The sequence below is a fragment of the Cupriavidus necator genome (assembly GCF_016127575.1).
GTDB lineage: Bacteria > Pseudomonadota > Gammaproteobacteria > Burkholderiales > Burkholderiaceae > Cupriavidus > Cupriavidus necator_D.
This window is the reverse complement of the sequence record NZ_CP066019.1, coordinates 1,776,322-1,790,070: the sequence shown is the minus strand read 5'-3', so window position 1 is coordinate 1,790,070 and position 13,749 is coordinate 1,776,322. Positions and strand designations below refer to the sequence as shown.

Annotated in this window: 14 protein-coding genes; 7 read left to right on the top strand and 7 right to left on the bottom strand. The window is 68.9% G+C overall.

Annotated elements, in window-relative coordinates; translation table 11 throughout:
- Positions 1–47 precede the first annotated feature (47 nt).
- Together I6H87_RS27115 and I6H87_RS27110 are read left to right on the top strand one after the other, a co-directional pair.
- Positions 48–1,016, top strand: a complete 969-nt coding sequence (locus tag I6H87_RS27115; protein ID WP_011617375.1) for a 3-hydroxyacyl-CoA dehydrogenase family protein — start codon at positions 48–50, stop codon at positions 1,014–1,016.
- Positions 1,013–1,894 carry a beta-keto acid cleavage family enzyme gene (locus I6H87_RS27110; RefSeq protein WP_011617374.1) on the top strand — a complete coding sequence of 294 codons (882 nt, stop codon included), beginning with the start codon at positions 1,013–1,015 and terminating at the stop codon, positions 1,892–1,894. Before I6H87_RS27115 ends, I6H87_RS27110 begins: the two co-directional genes overlap by 4 nt.
- Positions 1,895–1,916: 22 nt before the next feature.
- Here I6H87_RS27110 and I6H87_RS27105 read toward each other — a convergent pair whose 3' ends face one another.
- Positions 1,917–2,150, bottom strand: coding sequence for a hypothetical protein (locus I6H87_RS27105; RefSeq protein WP_010810153.1), 234 nt, complete (start codon positions 2,148–2,150; stop codon positions 1,917–1,919).
- Between the two features lie 273 nt (positions 2,151–2,423).
- Here I6H87_RS27105 and I6H87_RS27100 point away from each other — a divergent pair, with 273 nt between their 5' ends.
- Positions 2,424–2,744, top strand: coding sequence for an H-NS family nucleoid-associated regulatory protein (locus tag I6H87_RS27100; RefSeq protein ID WP_011617373.1), 321 nt, complete (start codon positions 2,424–2,426; stop codon positions 2,742–2,744).
- Positions 2,745–2,857: 113 nt separating this feature from the next.
- Here the strand turns inward: I6H87_RS27100 and I6H87_RS27095 are convergent, their stop codons facing one another.
- Positions 2,858–3,301, bottom strand: coding sequence for a hypothetical protein (locus I6H87_RS27095; protein ID WP_010810151.1), 444 nt, complete (start codon positions 3,299–3,301; stop codon positions 2,858–2,860).
- Positions 3,302–3,500: 199 nt separating this feature from the next.
- Here I6H87_RS27095 and I6H87_RS27090 point away from each other — a divergent pair, with 199 nt between their 5' ends.
- The 4 genes from I6H87_RS27090 to I6H87_RS27075 all read left to right on the top strand — a co-directional run bounded on the left by I6H87_RS27090 (position 3,501) and on the right by I6H87_RS27075 (position 8,637).
- Positions 3,501–4,190, top strand: coding sequence for a heavy metal response regulator transcription factor (locus I6H87_RS27090; RefSeq protein ID WP_010810150.1), 690 nt, complete (start codon positions 3,501–3,503; stop codon positions 4,188–4,190).
- Positions 4,187–5,644, top strand: coding sequence for a heavy metal sensor histidine kinase (locus tag I6H87_RS27085; protein WP_011617371.1), 1,458 nt, complete (start codon positions 4,187–4,189; stop codon positions 5,642–5,644). Before I6H87_RS27090 ends, I6H87_RS27085 begins: the two co-directional genes overlap by 4 nt.
- Positions 5,645–5,746: 102 nt before the next feature.
- Positions 5,747–6,157: a VOC family protein gene (locus tag I6H87_RS27080; RefSeq protein WP_010810148.1), complete on the top strand. Its 411-nt coding sequence runs from the start codon at positions 5,747–5,749 to the stop codon at positions 6,155–6,157.
- Positions 6,158–6,261: 104 nt separating this feature from the next.
- A complete protein-coding gene (locus I6H87_RS27075; protein WP_011617370.1) occupies positions 6,262–8,637 on the top strand; it encodes a heavy metal translocating P-type ATPase in 2,376 nt (791 codons plus the stop codon).
- Between the two features lie 29 nt (positions 8,638–8,666).
- Here the strand turns inward: I6H87_RS27075 and I6H87_RS27070 are convergent, their stop codons facing one another.
- From I6H87_RS27070 to I6H87_RS27050, 5 genes are read right to left on the bottom strand one after another with little or no spacing between them, the layout of a single operon-like run.
- Positions 8,667–9,563 carry a polysaccharide deacetylase family protein gene (locus I6H87_RS27070; RefSeq protein ID WP_011617369.1) on the bottom strand — a complete coding sequence of 299 codons (897 nt, stop codon included), beginning with the start codon at positions 9,561–9,563 and terminating at the stop codon, positions 8,667–8,669.
- A 13-nt stretch (positions 9,564–9,576) separates the two neighbouring features.
- Complete coding sequence (locus tag I6H87_RS27065) at positions 9,577–10,629, bottom strand: bifunctional UDP-4-keto-pentose/UDP-xylose synthase (protein WP_011617368.1); 1,053 nt, start codon at positions 10,627–10,629, stop codon at positions 9,577–9,579.
- Positions 10,626–11,567 carry a formyltransferase gene (locus I6H87_RS27060; RefSeq protein WP_011617367.1) on the bottom strand — a complete coding sequence of 314 codons (942 nt, stop codon included), beginning with the start codon at positions 11,565–11,567 and terminating at the stop codon, positions 10,626–10,628. Before I6H87_RS27060 ends, I6H87_RS27065 begins: the two co-directional genes overlap by 4 nt.
- Entirely contained in the window at positions 11,567–12,556 is a 990-nt protein-coding gene (locus I6H87_RS27055; protein ID WP_041688130.1) for a glycosyltransferase, read from the bottom strand. The genes I6H87_RS27060 and I6H87_RS27055 overlap by 1 nt, the downstream gene beginning before the upstream one ends.
- A complete protein-coding gene (locus I6H87_RS27050; protein ID WP_011617365.1) occupies positions 12,535–13,707 on the bottom strand; it encodes a DegT/DnrJ/EryC1/StrS family aminotransferase in 1,173 nt (390 codons plus the stop codon). Before I6H87_RS27050 ends, I6H87_RS27055 begins: the two co-directional genes overlap by 22 nt.
- Positions 13,708–13,749: the final 42 nt, after the last annotated feature.

The window sequence follows — 13,749 nt, the reverse complement described above, 5'->3', positions numbered from 1 at the left end:
TGTCGCGATGGCGAGTGCGCGCCACGTCGCATCCCCTGGGAGAACCTATGCCGAACCCGACCGCACCGGTCATCCTGAGCCGCCCCGGCGCCGCGCATGCGGTGGTGGTGGGCGGCGGCACCATGGGCGCCGATGTTGCCGTGGTGCTGACCCGCGCGCTGTGCCGCACCACCGTGGTCGAGCCCGATGCCGGCCGCGCCGGCGCCATGCCCGGGCGCGTGCGCGGCAACCTGGCCGCGATCGGCCGTGAACAAGGCGCGGAGCGCCTGGCGGTGGCCGCGACGCTGGATGCGGTGGACTGGTCCACCGTGGACCTGGTGATCGAGTGCATCCCGGAACAGCTGGACCTGAAGCAGGCGCTCTTTGCCGAGCTGGTGCGGCGCGCGCGGCCCGATACGGTGCTGGCCAGCAACAGCTCCAGCTTCCCGATCAGCGCCATCGGCGCGGGACTCGACTCGCGTGTGCGCATGCTCGGCCTGCACTTCTTCATGCCGGCGCACCTGGTGCCGCTGGTGGAAGTGGTGATGGGCGATGACAGCGACGAGGCCTGTGCCGACGCGCTGATCGCCTTCATGCGCCGCTGCGCGATGGTGCCGGTCAAGGTGCGCAAGGACCTGCCGGGCTTTCTTGCCAACCGGCTGCAGCATGCGCTGTCGCGCGAGGCATTCAGCCTGATCGACCGCGGCATTGCCTCGCCCGAGGATGTCGATGCGGCGGTGCGCTTCGGCTTTGGCTTTCGCTTCCTGGCGGCCGGGCCGGTGCTGCAGCGTGACCACGCGGGCATCGACGTGCACGCGGCCGCCGGCGCCACCATGTACCCGACCTTCTGCAACGACGACCATCCGGCGCGCTGCCTGTCCGAGCGCGCCGCCGACGGCCGCCACGGCATGAAGCGCGGCGAAGGCTTCTACCAGTGGACCCCCGAAACCATTGCCGCCGAGCGCGCACGCTATGACAGCCTGCTGCGCGCCGGCCTGGCGCTGATCGCGCCTGAACTGCCCGAGATCGAGCCATGACCCGGACCCCTTCCCAAGCCCCCGTAGCCGCGGCCCGCGTGCCGCTGGCCGATGCGCCGCTGATCGTCACCGTGGCGCCCAACGGCGCCTACAAGCGCGCCAGCGACCATCCGGCGGTGCCGCTGACCGCCGCCGCACTGGCCGCTGAAGCGCGCGCCTGCCTGGATGCCGGCGCGGCCATGATGCACATGCATGTGCGCGATGCCGAAGGCCGCCACTCGCTCGACGTGCAGGCCTACCGCGACGCGCTGGCCGCGGTGAAGCAGGCCGTGGGCGAAGCGTTGCTGGTGCAGGTGACGAGCGAGGCCGCGGGCGTCTACCAGGCCGCGGAGCAGATGGCGATGGTGCGTGAGCTGCGGCCCGAAGCCGTTTCGGTGGGCCTGCGCGAAGTCGCCGTGCCAGACATCCCGGACAGCGAACTGGCGGCGTTCTTCGCCTGGCTGGCGCGTGAGCGCGTGATGACGCAGGTGATCCTGTATGACGTGGCCGATGTGCGGCGCTGGCAGTCGATGCGCGAGCGCGGCATGGTGCCGCCGGGCGCATGGTCGGTGCTGTACGTGCTGGGGCGCTATGCCGCCGGGCAGGTGTCGTCGCCGCACGACCTGCTGCCGTTCCTGCAGGCCGCGGGCGAGTCCGGCGACGCGTTGCCGTGGGCGATCTGCGCCTTCGGCCGCGAAGAGAATGCCTGCGTGACCGCGGCCGCCGCATTTGGCGGCCATGTGCGGGTGGGATTCGAGAACAACCTGCTGCTGCGCGACGGCAGCCGCGCAGCCGGCAACCATGCGCTGGTGGCGCAGGCGGTGCAAGGCGGCCTGACGCTGGGCCGGCCGATTGCCGACGCCGCCGATGCGCGCCGCATCTACGGCGAGGTGCGCTGAGGCGCTGCCCGGCCGGCTACCGTCACGCGCCGTCGCTGAAGCTGTCGCGCGGGCCGTTGGGGTTATGCGCGCCGTCGGTAAAGGTGCTGCGCGGGCCCGTTGCGGCGTTCGCACCGTCCGTGAACGCGCTGCGGGTGCCGGTGGCGCTGTGCGCCCCGTCGCTGAACGGATCGGCACTGCGCGGTGCAGCCTGCGCAGTGCCGACCACGGCAGCAATAAGGGCGGTGGCCACAAAGACTTGCCTGAGTGCTTGCATGAGTCGCTTCTCCGTAAGGGTGCCGGCCCGAAATGGGCGGCGGTGAAGCAAGTCTAGGCAGCGCGTGCCCACACGAGCATGACCGGCACATGACATTGCTGTCACTCGGCAGCGGACGAGCGCGGCAAGCGCACGGCAATTGGCCGCGCGCCCACGACGGAAACGCAGCAGCGCCGGGCAAAGGCTGTAGAATCACGGCTATCCGACCGGCCTGCGGTTCCATCGCCGGTTTTTCATTGCCCGCGGAAATGCAGCGGGCCTCTCACGAGAGTCATGTCCGAGTCTGATTCAGCCAAACTCGCTGCGGTGGCGTGGATCCGCGAGCAAATGGACCGTCATGCCCTGACGTTCGACGATCTTGTCGCCGCCGGGTGCTTTGATCATGTTGCCATCGACGCCGGGCCTGAGCCGGCGCCTGACGCCCCGCCAGCCGTGGCCCAGCTTATCCCGCAGGCCGCCCCCAAGGCTGCCGCTGCGCGCCCGCTATACCGCAATGCGCTCGGCCAGAGCTGGGACGGGCAGGGCGAGTATCCGGACTGGCTGCAGCGGGCCGTGAACGCCGGGCAGTCGATCGAATTCTTCCGCGTCGAATAAAACGCGCAGGCTAAGACGCGCAGGCGGGACAATCCGCCGCGCCTTGCCGGCGCCAGGGGTATTCCGCAAAACGGAAGGGAAGCGATGCGGGCGCTGTGCCCGCTACGACGCGCTCAGCAGCGTGCGGGCAGCAGGCGTTCCAGCGGCTGGGTGCCGGTGAACACCGCCGGCGTGGCCATTGGCGCCGCGTGCGCCCAATGCACCAGCACCTCCGCAGGCAGTTCGCGCAGCACGCCGGACGCGGCCGATGGCTGCGTCTCCAGCGGCGTGGCGCCGTGGTCGGTCGCCTGCGGCGCATCGGCATCGTGCAGCTGCAGCGGATGGCCGCTGCCGGAAGGCTCGGCCATCACCTGGACCGCGCTGCCGCGGCAGGTGCCCGGGCCGGTGCCGTCCAGTGCCGCTTCCGCCTCCATTTTTGCGGCCGCATGCCGTTCCGGCAGCGACAGCCCGGCTGCCTGTACCGCGCTGCATACCGTGGCCGTTGCCGCTGCAGCGCCGGAGACGGGCAGCGCAAGCATGGCGAGGGACAGCAGCAGGCAATTCGGCAGGCGTTTCATCGGCGGGGGGCGGGCAGAATGGGGGAAAGGGTGGCGCAAACCGGCACGACGCCGGTGATGATCGCGCATTTTACCGGGGTTTTCGCCTGCATTGCCCTGGCATGGCGATGACATTTGTGAAATCTTTGCCCATTGGCGCTCATCCTCGGCTAGCGTTACGCCATGGCGGCGCTGGTGCCGCCCGGAAAGTGATCGAATCATGCGTATCCTGATTGTCGAGGACGAACCCAAGGCGGGCGACTACCTGCACAAGGGCCTGACCGAATCCGGCTTCGTGGTGGACCTGGCGCGCGACGGCGCGGATGGCCTGGCCCATGCGCGCGAGCATCCCTATGACCTGATCGTGCTGGACGTGATGCTGCCCGGCCTGGATGGCTGGCAGGTGCTGCGCGAGCTGCGCCGCGAGCGCGATACCCCGGTGCTGTTCCTGACCGCGCGCGACGAGCTGTCCGACCGCCTCAAGGGGCTGGAGCTCGGCGCCGACGACTATATGGTCAAGCCCTTTGCCTTTGCCGAGCTGGTGCTGCGCATCCGCACCATCCTGCGGCGCGGCCCGCTGCGCGAGAGCGAGTTCATCGAAGTGGCCGACCTGCAGATCGACGCCATCCGCCGCCGCGTGGTGCGCGCCGGCCAGAAGATCGACCTGACCTCCAAGGAGTTCGCACTGCTGTACCTGCTCGCGCGCCGGCGCGGCGAGGTGCTGTCGCGCTCGCTGATCGCCTCGCAGGTGTGGGACGTCAACTTCGACAGCAATACCAATGTGGTCGATGTCTCGATCCGGCGCCTGCGCGCCAAGGTCGACGATCCCTTCCCGCATAAGCTGATCCACACGCGGCGCGGCATGGGCTACGTGCTGGACGACAGCGAGGACCGGGACCAGGACGCATGATGCGGCTGCCGTCTTCGCTTACCACGCGGCTGGCGCTGGCGTACGGGCTGGCCACGGCGGTGATTCTCGCCAGCGTGGCGGCCTACCTGTCCGGGGCGCTGTCGGCGCAGCTGGAGGGGCGCGATGAAAGCGAGCTGGTCGGCGAGGTGCTGCTGGTGCGCCACCTGCTGCGCGAGGTGCGCAGCGAGGCCGAGATACGCGCCGATACCCACCGTTTTGCCGATATTGCGATGGGCCACGAGGGGCTGATCCTGGTGGTGCGCTCACGCCAGGGCGAGCCGCTGGTCACGCTCAATCCGCGCAATGAATCGGTGCCGCCGCTGCGCGTGCTGCCCGCCACCACGCAGCCAGAGAAGAGCATGTTGCAGACCTGGTACCCCAAGAATGGCGTGCCCTCGCGCGGCATTGCGGCGTTGGGCCAGCTGGGGGATTCGGACAAGGCCGTGGAGATCGTGGTGCTGCGCGATGCCGGCTACCGCGTGGCGCTGATCCGCGACTACCGCCACCAGGTGCTGTGGGCCACGCTGTGCGGCGCTGCCGTGGCGGCGGGCCTGGGCTTCGTGCTGGCGCGGCGCGGGCTGCGGCCGTTGCGGCGCATGGCCGCCGATGCCGCCGCGGTCACCACCAGTCGCCTTGCCACGCGGCTTGACGTGGGCAGCGCGCCGGCCGAGCTGCGCGAGCTGGCGGCGGCCCTCAACGACATGCTGGCGCGGCTGCAGGACAGTTTCTCGCGGCTGTCCGAGTTCTCGGCGGACCTGGCGCATGATTTCCGCACGCCGATCAGCAACCTGATCGGCCAGACCCAGGTCACGCTGGCGCAGAGCCGCGGCGTGGCCGAGTATGAGGCGCTGCTCGAATCCAACCTGGAAGAGTACGAGCGCCTGGCGCGCATGATCGAGAACATGCTGTTCCTGGCGCGCGCCGACCATGCGCAGGTGGCGCTGGGCATCCGCACGCTGGACGCGCGCGAAGAACTGGACAAGATGGCCGAGTACTTCGATGCCGTGGCCGCCGACCGCGAGGTCGCGCTGACGGTGACCGGTACGGCAATGGTGCAGGCCGACCAGACGCTGCTGCGCCGCGCGGTCACCAACCTGCTCGACAATGCGCTGCGCCATGCGCCGGCGGGCAGCACGGTGCGGCTCGACGTGGAGCGCGCCCCGGCCCCGGTCAGCGGCACGGCCTGCCTCCGCGTGACCAATGCCGGGCCGGCGATCCCGCCCGAGACCTTGCCGCATATCTTCGGGCGCTTCTACCGGGCCGATCCGTCGCGCCGCAACTCGGCGGCGTCGACCGGGCTGGGGCTGGCCATCGTCGACACCATCATGCGGCTGCATGGCGGCAGCGTGACGGTGCGCAGCGTTGAAGGCGAAACGATGTTCTCGCTGCAATTTCCCGCCGAGGCATTGGCCACTGCCGCGCCGCCCGCGCCGGCCCCCGCCGCGGTCTCCTGAATCCGGCTGGGCGCTTGCACCGGACCGGCACGCGCGCATAATGGCGCGCGGGCGAACAGCCAATGCCATGCAGCCCGATCGACCATTCACAAGGAGAGCGATATGCAGGTGCAACCCTATCTGGATTTTGGCGGCCGTTTCGATGAGGCCGTGGCCTTCTACGGCAAGGTGCTGGGCGCGCAGGTCACGTTCGCGATGCGCTACAAGGATGCCCCGCCTAGCCCCGGCATGGAGGTTCCCGATGACTGGAAGGACAAGGTGATGCACGCCAATATCCAGTTCGGCGAGAACCAGGTGATGGCGTCCGACGGCCGGCGCGGGGAGCGCCCGGCGTTCAGCGGCTTCAGCCTGTCGGTGGGGGCGGTCAGCAAGGACGAGGGCCAGCGCATCTTCGACGGCCTGAGCGAAGACGGCCAGGTGGTGGTGCCGTACCAGAAGACCTTCTGGGCCGAAGGCTTCGGCATGCTGGTGGACCGCTTCGGCATGTCCTGGATGGTCAACTGCGAGCACTGACGTGCCGCTGCGGCATGGTGCGCAGTCGCTGCCATGCCGCTTGACTCTGTAGTCGCTACAGGGTCTTCAATGTCATCAGGCTAAACCAGCGGGAACAACAAGATATGGCTCGCACGTCACCTGAGGACGCACTCCCTCAAGATCACGCTGCCCACGCGCATGATGGCGCCGCCCACCGGCATGGCGGGCATGATCACGACCATCACCACGACCACGATCATGACCATCATGGGCATGGCCATGCCGAGGCCCGGCAGGCACCGGCGGCTTCCGCCTGCTGCGGCGGCGGCTGCTCGTCCACGGTTGCGCTGACGCCCGCCGCACCGGTCGACATCCCCGCCGGCGCGCAGACCGCTGCGTGGCGCATCGACGCGATGGACTGCCCGACCGAGGAAACGCTGATCCGCAACAAGCTGGGCGGCATGGCCGGCGTGGCGGCGCTGGAGTTCAACCTGATCCAGCGGGTGCTGACGGTGCATCACACCTTGCCGTCGGCGGAGCCGGTGGCCAGGGCGATCGAGAGCCTGGGCATGCAGCCGGTGCCGCTGAGCACCGAGGCCGCGCAGCAAGTCTTGCCGCAAACCACGGCAAGCAAGCCCTGGTGGCCGCTGGCGCTGGCCGGCGTGGCCGCCTTGGGTGCCGAAGCTGCGGAGTGGCTGGGCCTGGGCTTGCCGTGGCTGCCCGCCGTGCTGGCGCTGGCGGCGGTGGCGCTGGGCGGGCTGACCACCTACCGCAAGGGCTGGATCGCGCTGCGCAATGGCAACCTGAACATCAATGCGCTGATGAGCATTGCCGTCACCGGCGCACTGCTGTTGCGCCAGTGGCCGGAAGCGGCCATGGTGATGGTGCTGTTCGCGCTGGCCGAGCGCATCGAGGCAGCCTCGCTGGACCGGGCGCGCAATGCGATCCGCGGCTTGATGGCGATGGCGCCGGAACAGGCCACGGTGCAGCGTGCCGATGGCAGCTGGGAGACCGTGCCTGCCGCCGGCGTCGCCGTGGGCGCGCTGGTGCGGCTGCGGCCAGGCGAGCGCGTCGCGCTCGACGGCAAGGTCGTGCGCGGCCAGTCGGCGCTGGACCAGGCGCCCATCACCGGCGAAAGCGTGCCGGTCGACAAGACCGAGGGCGATGCGCTGTTCGCCGGCTCGATCAACCAGTCCGGCGAGCTGGAGTACACCGTGACGGCGCCCGCCAGCGATTCCACGCTGGCCCGCATCATCCACGCGGTCGAGGCCGCGCAGGGCAGCCGTGCGCCCACGCAGCGCTTTGTCGACCAGTTCGCGCGCATCTACACGCCCACGGTGTTCGCGCTTGCGCTGGCGGTTGCGGTGGTGCCGCCGCTGGTCATGGGCGGCGCCTGGGTCGACTGGATCTACAAGGCGCTGGTGCTGCTGGTGATCGCCTGCCCCTGCGCGCTGGTAATCTCCACGCCGGTGACCATCGTCAGCGGGCTGGCCGCGGCCGCGCGCCGCGGCATCCTGGTCAAGGGCGGGGTGTACCTGGAGCAGGGCCGGCACCTGGCCTGGGTGGCGCTGGACAAGACCGGCACGATCACGCACGGCAAGCCCGCGCAGACCAACCATGCGCTGCTGGCCGAGGACGCGCCGCAGGCGCGCGCCATTGCCGCCAGCCTGGCGGCGCGCTCGGACCACCCGGTTTCGCGCGCGGTGGCCACGGCGGCCGCGGCCGACGGGATCGGCACGCTGCCGGTGGACGACTTCGAGGCGCTGGCGGGGCGCGGCACGCGCGGCAAGGTGCAGGGCGTGGCGTACTGCCTGGGCAACCATCGCCTGGTGCATGAGATGGGCGCCTGCTCGCCGGCGCTGGAGGCGCGGCTCGAAGCGCTTGAGCGCGAGGGCAAGACCGTGGTGCTGCTGGCGCGCGTCGACGGCCACGGCGCCGCCACGGCGCTGGCGCTGTTCGCGGTGGCGGATACCGTGCGCGACACCAGCCGGCAGGCGATTGCCGAACTGCATGAACTGGGCGTCAGGACGCTGATGCTGTCGGGCGACAATCCACACACGGCGCAAGCCATTGCGGCGCAGGTCGGCATCGATGAGGCGCGCGGCAACCAGTTGCCGCAGGACAAGGCCGACGGCATCGCGGCGCTTGCCGGCGCCGCCCACGCGCGCGGCGGCCGCATCGGCATGGTGGGCGACGGCATCAACGACGCGCCGGCGCTGGCGCGTGCCGATATCGGCTTCGCCATGGGCGCAGCCGGCACCGACACCGCAATCGAGACCGCCGACGTGGCGCTGATGGACGATGACCTGCGCAAGATCCCGGCCTTTGTGCGCCTGTCGCGCCGCACCTCAGGCATCCTCACGCAGAACATCGCGCTGGCGCTCGGCATCAAGGCCGTGTTCCTGGTGCTGACGGTGCTGGGGATGGGGACGATGTGGATGGCGGTGTTCGCCGATATGGGCGCGAGCCTGCTGGTGGTGTTCAACGGGCTGCGCGTGGGGGCGGAGCGGCGCGGCTAGCGCTTGCCGGCAAACGAGAAGTCACGCGGTCAGCCCTGCGGCTGCACGATCAACTCCCCGCTGCGCCCCGGGATCTCCCCCCACGTTACCGGCAACTCCGGCAATCCCTGCCGATTCAGCCCGCGATACCACGTCGCCATCGACACCAGCTCGTGCCCCTGCGCACGCCATCCGGCCAGCAGCCGCTCGAACACCGGCGCCAGCTTGCCGCCTTCCAGCTCGGTATGCAGCGTGAAGACATGGTCGCGCGTGCCTTCGGTCAGCTTCAGCAGCGCGGTGTGGACGTTGTCTTCGGTCAGGTCGTCGGTGCCGATCAGTTCATCCAGCGTGGGCAGCGTGGTCGGCATCTGCACGTGCCGGCAGGGCACGCCGTCGATCGTCGGAACATAAGGCGCGGTGCCGCGTCCATCCGACGCGTACGCCATGCCCCAGTCATCGATCTGGCGGAACGCATCCTCGTTCATCTGCCAGCCGGCTGCGCCGTGCGTGGCCGGCGCTTCGCCGAAGATCTCGGTGTAGCGCGCGAACGCCTGCTGCATCTGCCGGCGCGTCCAGGCAGCATCGCGCTCGCGCACGTTGTCCTGCCAGTAGACGTGGTCCCAGGTGTGGATGCCACACTCATGGCCGGCAGCGCGCGCCGCGCGCATCTCGGCGGCGCCCTTGCGGCCGATGTCCGGCCCCGGCAGCAGCACGCCATACATCAGCGTGCGCAGGCCATAGTTGGACACCACCGAGGTGCGCGACACCTTCTTCAGGAAGCCGGGCCGGAATACGCGCCGCAGCGCCCAGCCGGTATGGTCGGGGCCGAGGCTGAACAGGAAGGTTGCCTGCGCTTGCGCAGCCGCCAGCATCGACAGCAGCTTCGGCACGCCTTCGCGCGTGCCGCGCAGCGTGTCGACGTCGACCTTCAGGGCAATGCGTGCCATTTGCGTTGCGCGCTCAGTTGGCCGAATCGACCAGCGTGCGGGCCTCGACCACCTTGCCGCGGTACGCCTCGAAGATGCGGCGCAGCGCCGCTTCCATGCTGATCCCGGGCTTCCAGCCCAGCTCTTCGATGGTGTTGTCGATCCTGGGCACGCGATGCTGCACGTCCTGGTAGCCCTTGCCGTAGAAGTCGCCCGAGGAGGTCTCGATGATCTGCGTCTTGCGCGCTTCCTCCGCGTATTCCGGATAGTCCGCCGCCATCTTCAGCATCATCTCGGCCAGTTCGCGCACCGAGTGGATATTGCCCGGGTTGCCGATGTTGTAGATCTTGCCGCTGGCCACGCCGTTTGGATTCTCGATGATGCGCATCAGCGCGTCGATGCCGTCGGCGATATCGGCAAAGGCGCGCTGCTGGGCGCCGCCGTCGACCAGCTTGATCGGCTCGCCGCGCACGATATGGCCGAGGAACTGCGTCACCACGCGCGACGAGCCTTCCTTCGATTCGAAGATCGAATCCAGCCCCGCGCCAATCCAGTTGAACGGACGGAACAGGGTGTAGTTCAGGCCTTGCTCCATGCCGTAGGCGTGGATCACGCGGTCCATCAGCTGCTTGGAGCAGGCATAGATCCAGCGCGGCTTGTTGATCGGGCCGTAGACCAGCGGCGAGGCCTCGGGGTCGAACTCTTCATCGCTGCACATGCCGTAGACCTCGGAGGTCGACGGGAATACCAGGTGCTTGCCGTACTTGACCGCGGCGCGCACGATCGGCAGGTTGGCCTCGAAGTCCAGCTCGAACACGCGCAGCGGCTGGCGCACGTAGGTGGCCGGGGTGGCGATGGCCACCAGCGGCAGCACCACATCGCACTTGCGGATGTTGTACTCGATCCACTCCTTGTTGATGGTGATGTCACCCTCGAAGAAGTGCATGCGCGGGTGGTCGACGAGGTCGCCGAGACGGTCCGACGACATGTCCATGCCGTAGACCTCCCACGGCGTGGTTTCCAGGATGCGGCGCGTCAGGTGATGGCCGATGAAGCCGTTGACGCCAAGAATCAGGACCTTTTTCATCGGCTTTCCTCGTTGGATGATTCGGTATGGATAAGTTTGGCGAAGGCTTGCGGCGTGAGAGCCGAGCCATCCTGTGCCAGCAATCGGGTGACCATGACCAGGCCGCCGTCGCCGCACAGGCCGATGATCTGGCCGTCATGCACATGCAGGCCGGGCGCCGTGCCGGCGGGCAGCGCCAGCGCAAGCTCCGGCAGCGGCCGGCGCGCCTGCGCCACAATGAAGCGGTGCCCGGCAAGGTCGGTAAAGGCGCCGGGATAGGGCGGCGCGACGGCGCGCACGAGGTTGTAGACCTCGGCGGCCGGGCGGCTCCAGTCGATGCGGCCGTCTTCCGGCTTGCGCCCGGAGAAGTAGCTGCCCTCGGCCAGCCGGTTGGGGTGTTGCGGCGTGTGCCCGGCGATCATCGCGGGCAGGACGCGCCACAACGTCTGTTCGGCGGCGACGGTGACTTTCTCGAAGACTTCGCCCGCAGTGTCGTCCGGCAGGATCGGCACCGCGGTCTGGTCGACGATATAGCCCGCGTCAGGCTTGGCTTCCATGGCGTGCAGCGTGGCGCCGGTCTCGGTCTCGCCGTGCAGTACCGCCCAGTTCACCGGCACGCGGCCGCGGTACTTGGGCAGCAGCGAGCCGTGCATGTTGAAGGCGCCGCCGGGGGCCAGCGCCAGCACGCCCGCCGGGATCATGGCGCGGTAGTAGAACGAGAAGATGACGTCCGGGTGCGCGTCGCGCACGGCCTGGGCGATCGCGGGATCGGCAGGGTCCTCGCCATAGACGAAGGGGATGCCCAGCTCGGCGGCGGTGTCGGCCACGCGGCGGAACCAGATGTTCTCGTCGGGGCGGTCGCGGTGCGTGATCACCAGCGCAACCTCCACGCCGCGCGCATGCAGCACGCGCAGGCAGCGGTCGCCGACATTGTGGTAGCCGAAGACGACGGCGCGCATCATTGCTCCGCGCCAGCGGCAGCCGGCGTGACACGCCGGTCCGCTTCCAGCACGGCCTTGATGCGGTAGCGCGGGCGGTCGCGCACTTCCTGGTGGATGCGGCCGACGTACTCGCCCAGCAGGCCCACGCCGAACAGCAGGATGCCGATCAGGAAGAAGTTCATTGCGAACAGCGTGAACACACCCTGGACTTCCGAGCCGAGCACGAAGCGCCGCACCAGCAGCACCACGAACAGCACGCCCGAGAGCAGCGACAGGATCGTGCCGATCGCCGAGAACCACTGCAGCGGCACGATCGAAAAGCCGGTCACCAAGTCGAAGTTCAGGCGGATCAGCTGGTACAGCGAATACTTGGATTCGCCTGCGTGGCGCTGTTCGTGACCGACTTCGATTTCGACCGGATTGGAAGCAAAGGTGTAGGCCAGCGCGGGGATGAAGGTATTGACCTCGCGGCAGGCATTGATCGTGTCGACCACATTGCGGTCATAGGCGCGCAGCATGCAGCCCTGGTCCGTCATGCGGATCTTGGTGATGCGCTCGCGCAGCCGGTTCATCGCGCGCGAGGCATAGCGGCGGAACGCGGTGTCGTTGCGCTGGCGGCGGATGGTGCCGACGTAGTCGTGGCCGGCGCGCATGGCTTCGACCAGGCGCGGGATTTCTTCCGGCGGGTTCTGCAGGTCGGCGTCCAGCGTGATCACGATCTTGCCGCGGGTCTGCTCGAAGCCCGCCAGGATCGCCATATGCTGGCCGAAATTGCCGGCGAACAGCACCACCCGGGTCACATCCGGGCGCTTGTGGAACTGCGCCGCCAGCAGCTGCGCCGAGCGGTCGACGCTGCCGTCGTTGATGAAGATGATCTCGTACGACTCGCCAAGGCCATCCAGCGCCGGATAGAGGCGGTCGAACAGGGCTTGCAGCCCGTCTTCTTCGTTGTAGACCGGAATGACGACCGAGACTTCGACCGGGCTCATTTGGAGAGACGTTTGCATGTTTCGCTGAGGATTGCACAGACCCGCTCCACATCGGTGGCTTGCATCGCGGGGAACAGCGGCAGCGTGACGATGCCGCGCCCGATGCGTTCGGCATGCGGCAGCATGCCTTCGCGCCAGCCGAGCGAGCGGTAGTAGGTAAAAAGATGAATGGGCGGGTAGTGCACGCCGGTGCCGATGCCGCGCTCGCGCATGGCCTCCATGACCTGCTGGCGCGCCCGGGCCGGGCCGCCTTGCAGGCGCTCGGTCGGCAGCACCACCTGGAACATGTGCCAGTTGGTGGTGGCATCGTGTGCATCCAGCGCTTGCGGCAGCTCGATGCCCAGCGCCTCCAGGCCACTGTCGGCGGCACAGCGGAAATACGTCTCGGCCAGCTCGGCGCGGCGCGCGGTGATGGCGTCGAGCTTGCCCAGCTGCGCCAGCCCGACCGCGGCGTTGACGTCGGTCAGGTTGAACTTGCCGCCGGGCTCTTCGACATCCATGCCGTCCATACCGGTGCGGATCACGCCCTGCAGCCGCAGGCGCTCGGCGCGCACGGCTTCTTCGGGCGTGTTCATCACCAGGCAGCCGCCTTCGATGGTGGTGATGTTCTTGTTGGCCTGGAAGCTGAAGCTGACCAGGTCGCCAAGGGCGCCGATGCGCTGGCCGCGCCAGCGCGAGTCGATTGCCTGCGCGGCATCCTCGATCACGCGCAGCCCGTGCTTGCTGGCAATGGCGTACAGGCGGTCCATGTCCACCGGCAGCCCCGACAGGTACACCGGCATGATGGCGCGCGTGCGCGGCGTGATCGCGGCCTCGACGGCATCCAGGTCGAGATTGCGCGTGCGCGGGTCGATATCGACGAACACCGGCCGGGCGCCTACTGCCAGCACCACGTTGGCGGTGGCGACCCAGGTGACCGGCGTGGTGATGACCTCATCGCCCGGCCCGATATCGGCAATGCGCAGCGCGATCTCCATCGTGGCCGAGCCATTGGCGAAGGTGCGCACCGGGCGTCCGCCGAACAGGCCTGACAGCGCGGCCTCGAAGGCCTGCATCTTCGGGCCGGAGGTGATCCAGCCCGAGGCCAGCACCTTGCTGACTTCGGCAATGGCGGCGGCGTCGATGTCAGGCCGGACAAAAGGCAGGAACTCAGGGGCGGATGCGGTCATGGCAGGGCGAGGAAGTACGGTCGGTGTCGGAACTGGCGGCGT

What these genes read in the sequence shown, in the direction of transcription:
- I6H87_RS27115 (WP_011617375.1), top strand. Translation starts at nt 48, where the DNA reads ATGCCGAACCCGACCGCACCGGTCATCCTGAGCCGCCCCGGCGCCGCG.
- I6H87_RS27110 (WP_011617374.1), top strand. Translation starts at nt 1,013, where the DNA reads ATGACCCGGACCCCTTCCCAAGCCCCCGTAGCCGCGGCCCGCGTGCCG.
- I6H87_RS27105 (WP_010810153.1), bottom strand. Translation starts at nt 2,150, where the DNA reads ATGCAAGCACTCAGGCAAGTCTTTGTGGCCACCGCCCTTATTGCTGCC.
- I6H87_RS27100 (WP_011617373.1), top strand. Translation starts at nt 2,424, where the DNA reads ATGTCCGAGTCTGATTCAGCCAAACTCGCTGCGGTGGCGTGGATCCGC.
- I6H87_RS27095 (WP_010810151.1), bottom strand. Translation starts at nt 3,301, where the DNA reads ATGAAACGCCTGCCGAATTGCCTGCTGCTGTCCCTCGCCATGCTTGCG.
- I6H87_RS27090 (WP_010810150.1), top strand. Translation starts at nt 3,501, where the DNA reads ATGCGTATCCTGATTGTCGAGGACGAACCCAAGGCGGGCGACTACCTG.
- I6H87_RS27085 (WP_011617371.1), top strand. Translation starts at nt 4,187, where the DNA reads ATGATGCGGCTGCCGTCTTCGCTTACCACGCGGCTGGCGCTGGCGTAC.
- I6H87_RS27080 (WP_010810148.1), top strand. Translation starts at nt 5,747, where the DNA reads ATGCAGGTGCAACCCTATCTGGATTTTGGCGGCCGTTTCGATGAGGCC.
- I6H87_RS27075 (WP_011617370.1), top strand. Translation starts at nt 6,262, where the DNA reads ATGGCTCGCACGTCACCTGAGGACGCACTCCCTCAAGATCACGCTGCC.
- I6H87_RS27070 (WP_011617369.1), bottom strand. Translation starts at nt 9,563, where the DNA reads ATGGCACGCATTGCCCTGAAGGTCGACGTCGACACGCTGCGCGGCACG.
- I6H87_RS27065 (WP_011617368.1), bottom strand. Translation starts at nt 10,629, where the DNA reads ATGAAAAAGGTCCTGATTCTTGGCGTCAACGGCTTCATCGGCCATCAC.
- I6H87_RS27060 (WP_011617367.1), bottom strand. Translation starts at nt 11,567, where the DNA reads ATGCGCGCCGTCGTCTTCGGCTACCACAATGTCGGCGACCGCTGCCTG.
- I6H87_RS27055 (WP_041688130.1), bottom strand. Translation starts at nt 12,556, where the DNA reads ATGCAAACGTCTCTCCAAATGAGCCCGGTCGAAGTCTCGGTCGTCATT.
- I6H87_RS27050 (WP_011617365.1), bottom strand. Translation starts at nt 13,707, where the DNA reads ATGACCGCATCCGCCCCTGAGTTCCTGCCTTTTGTCCGGCCTGACATC.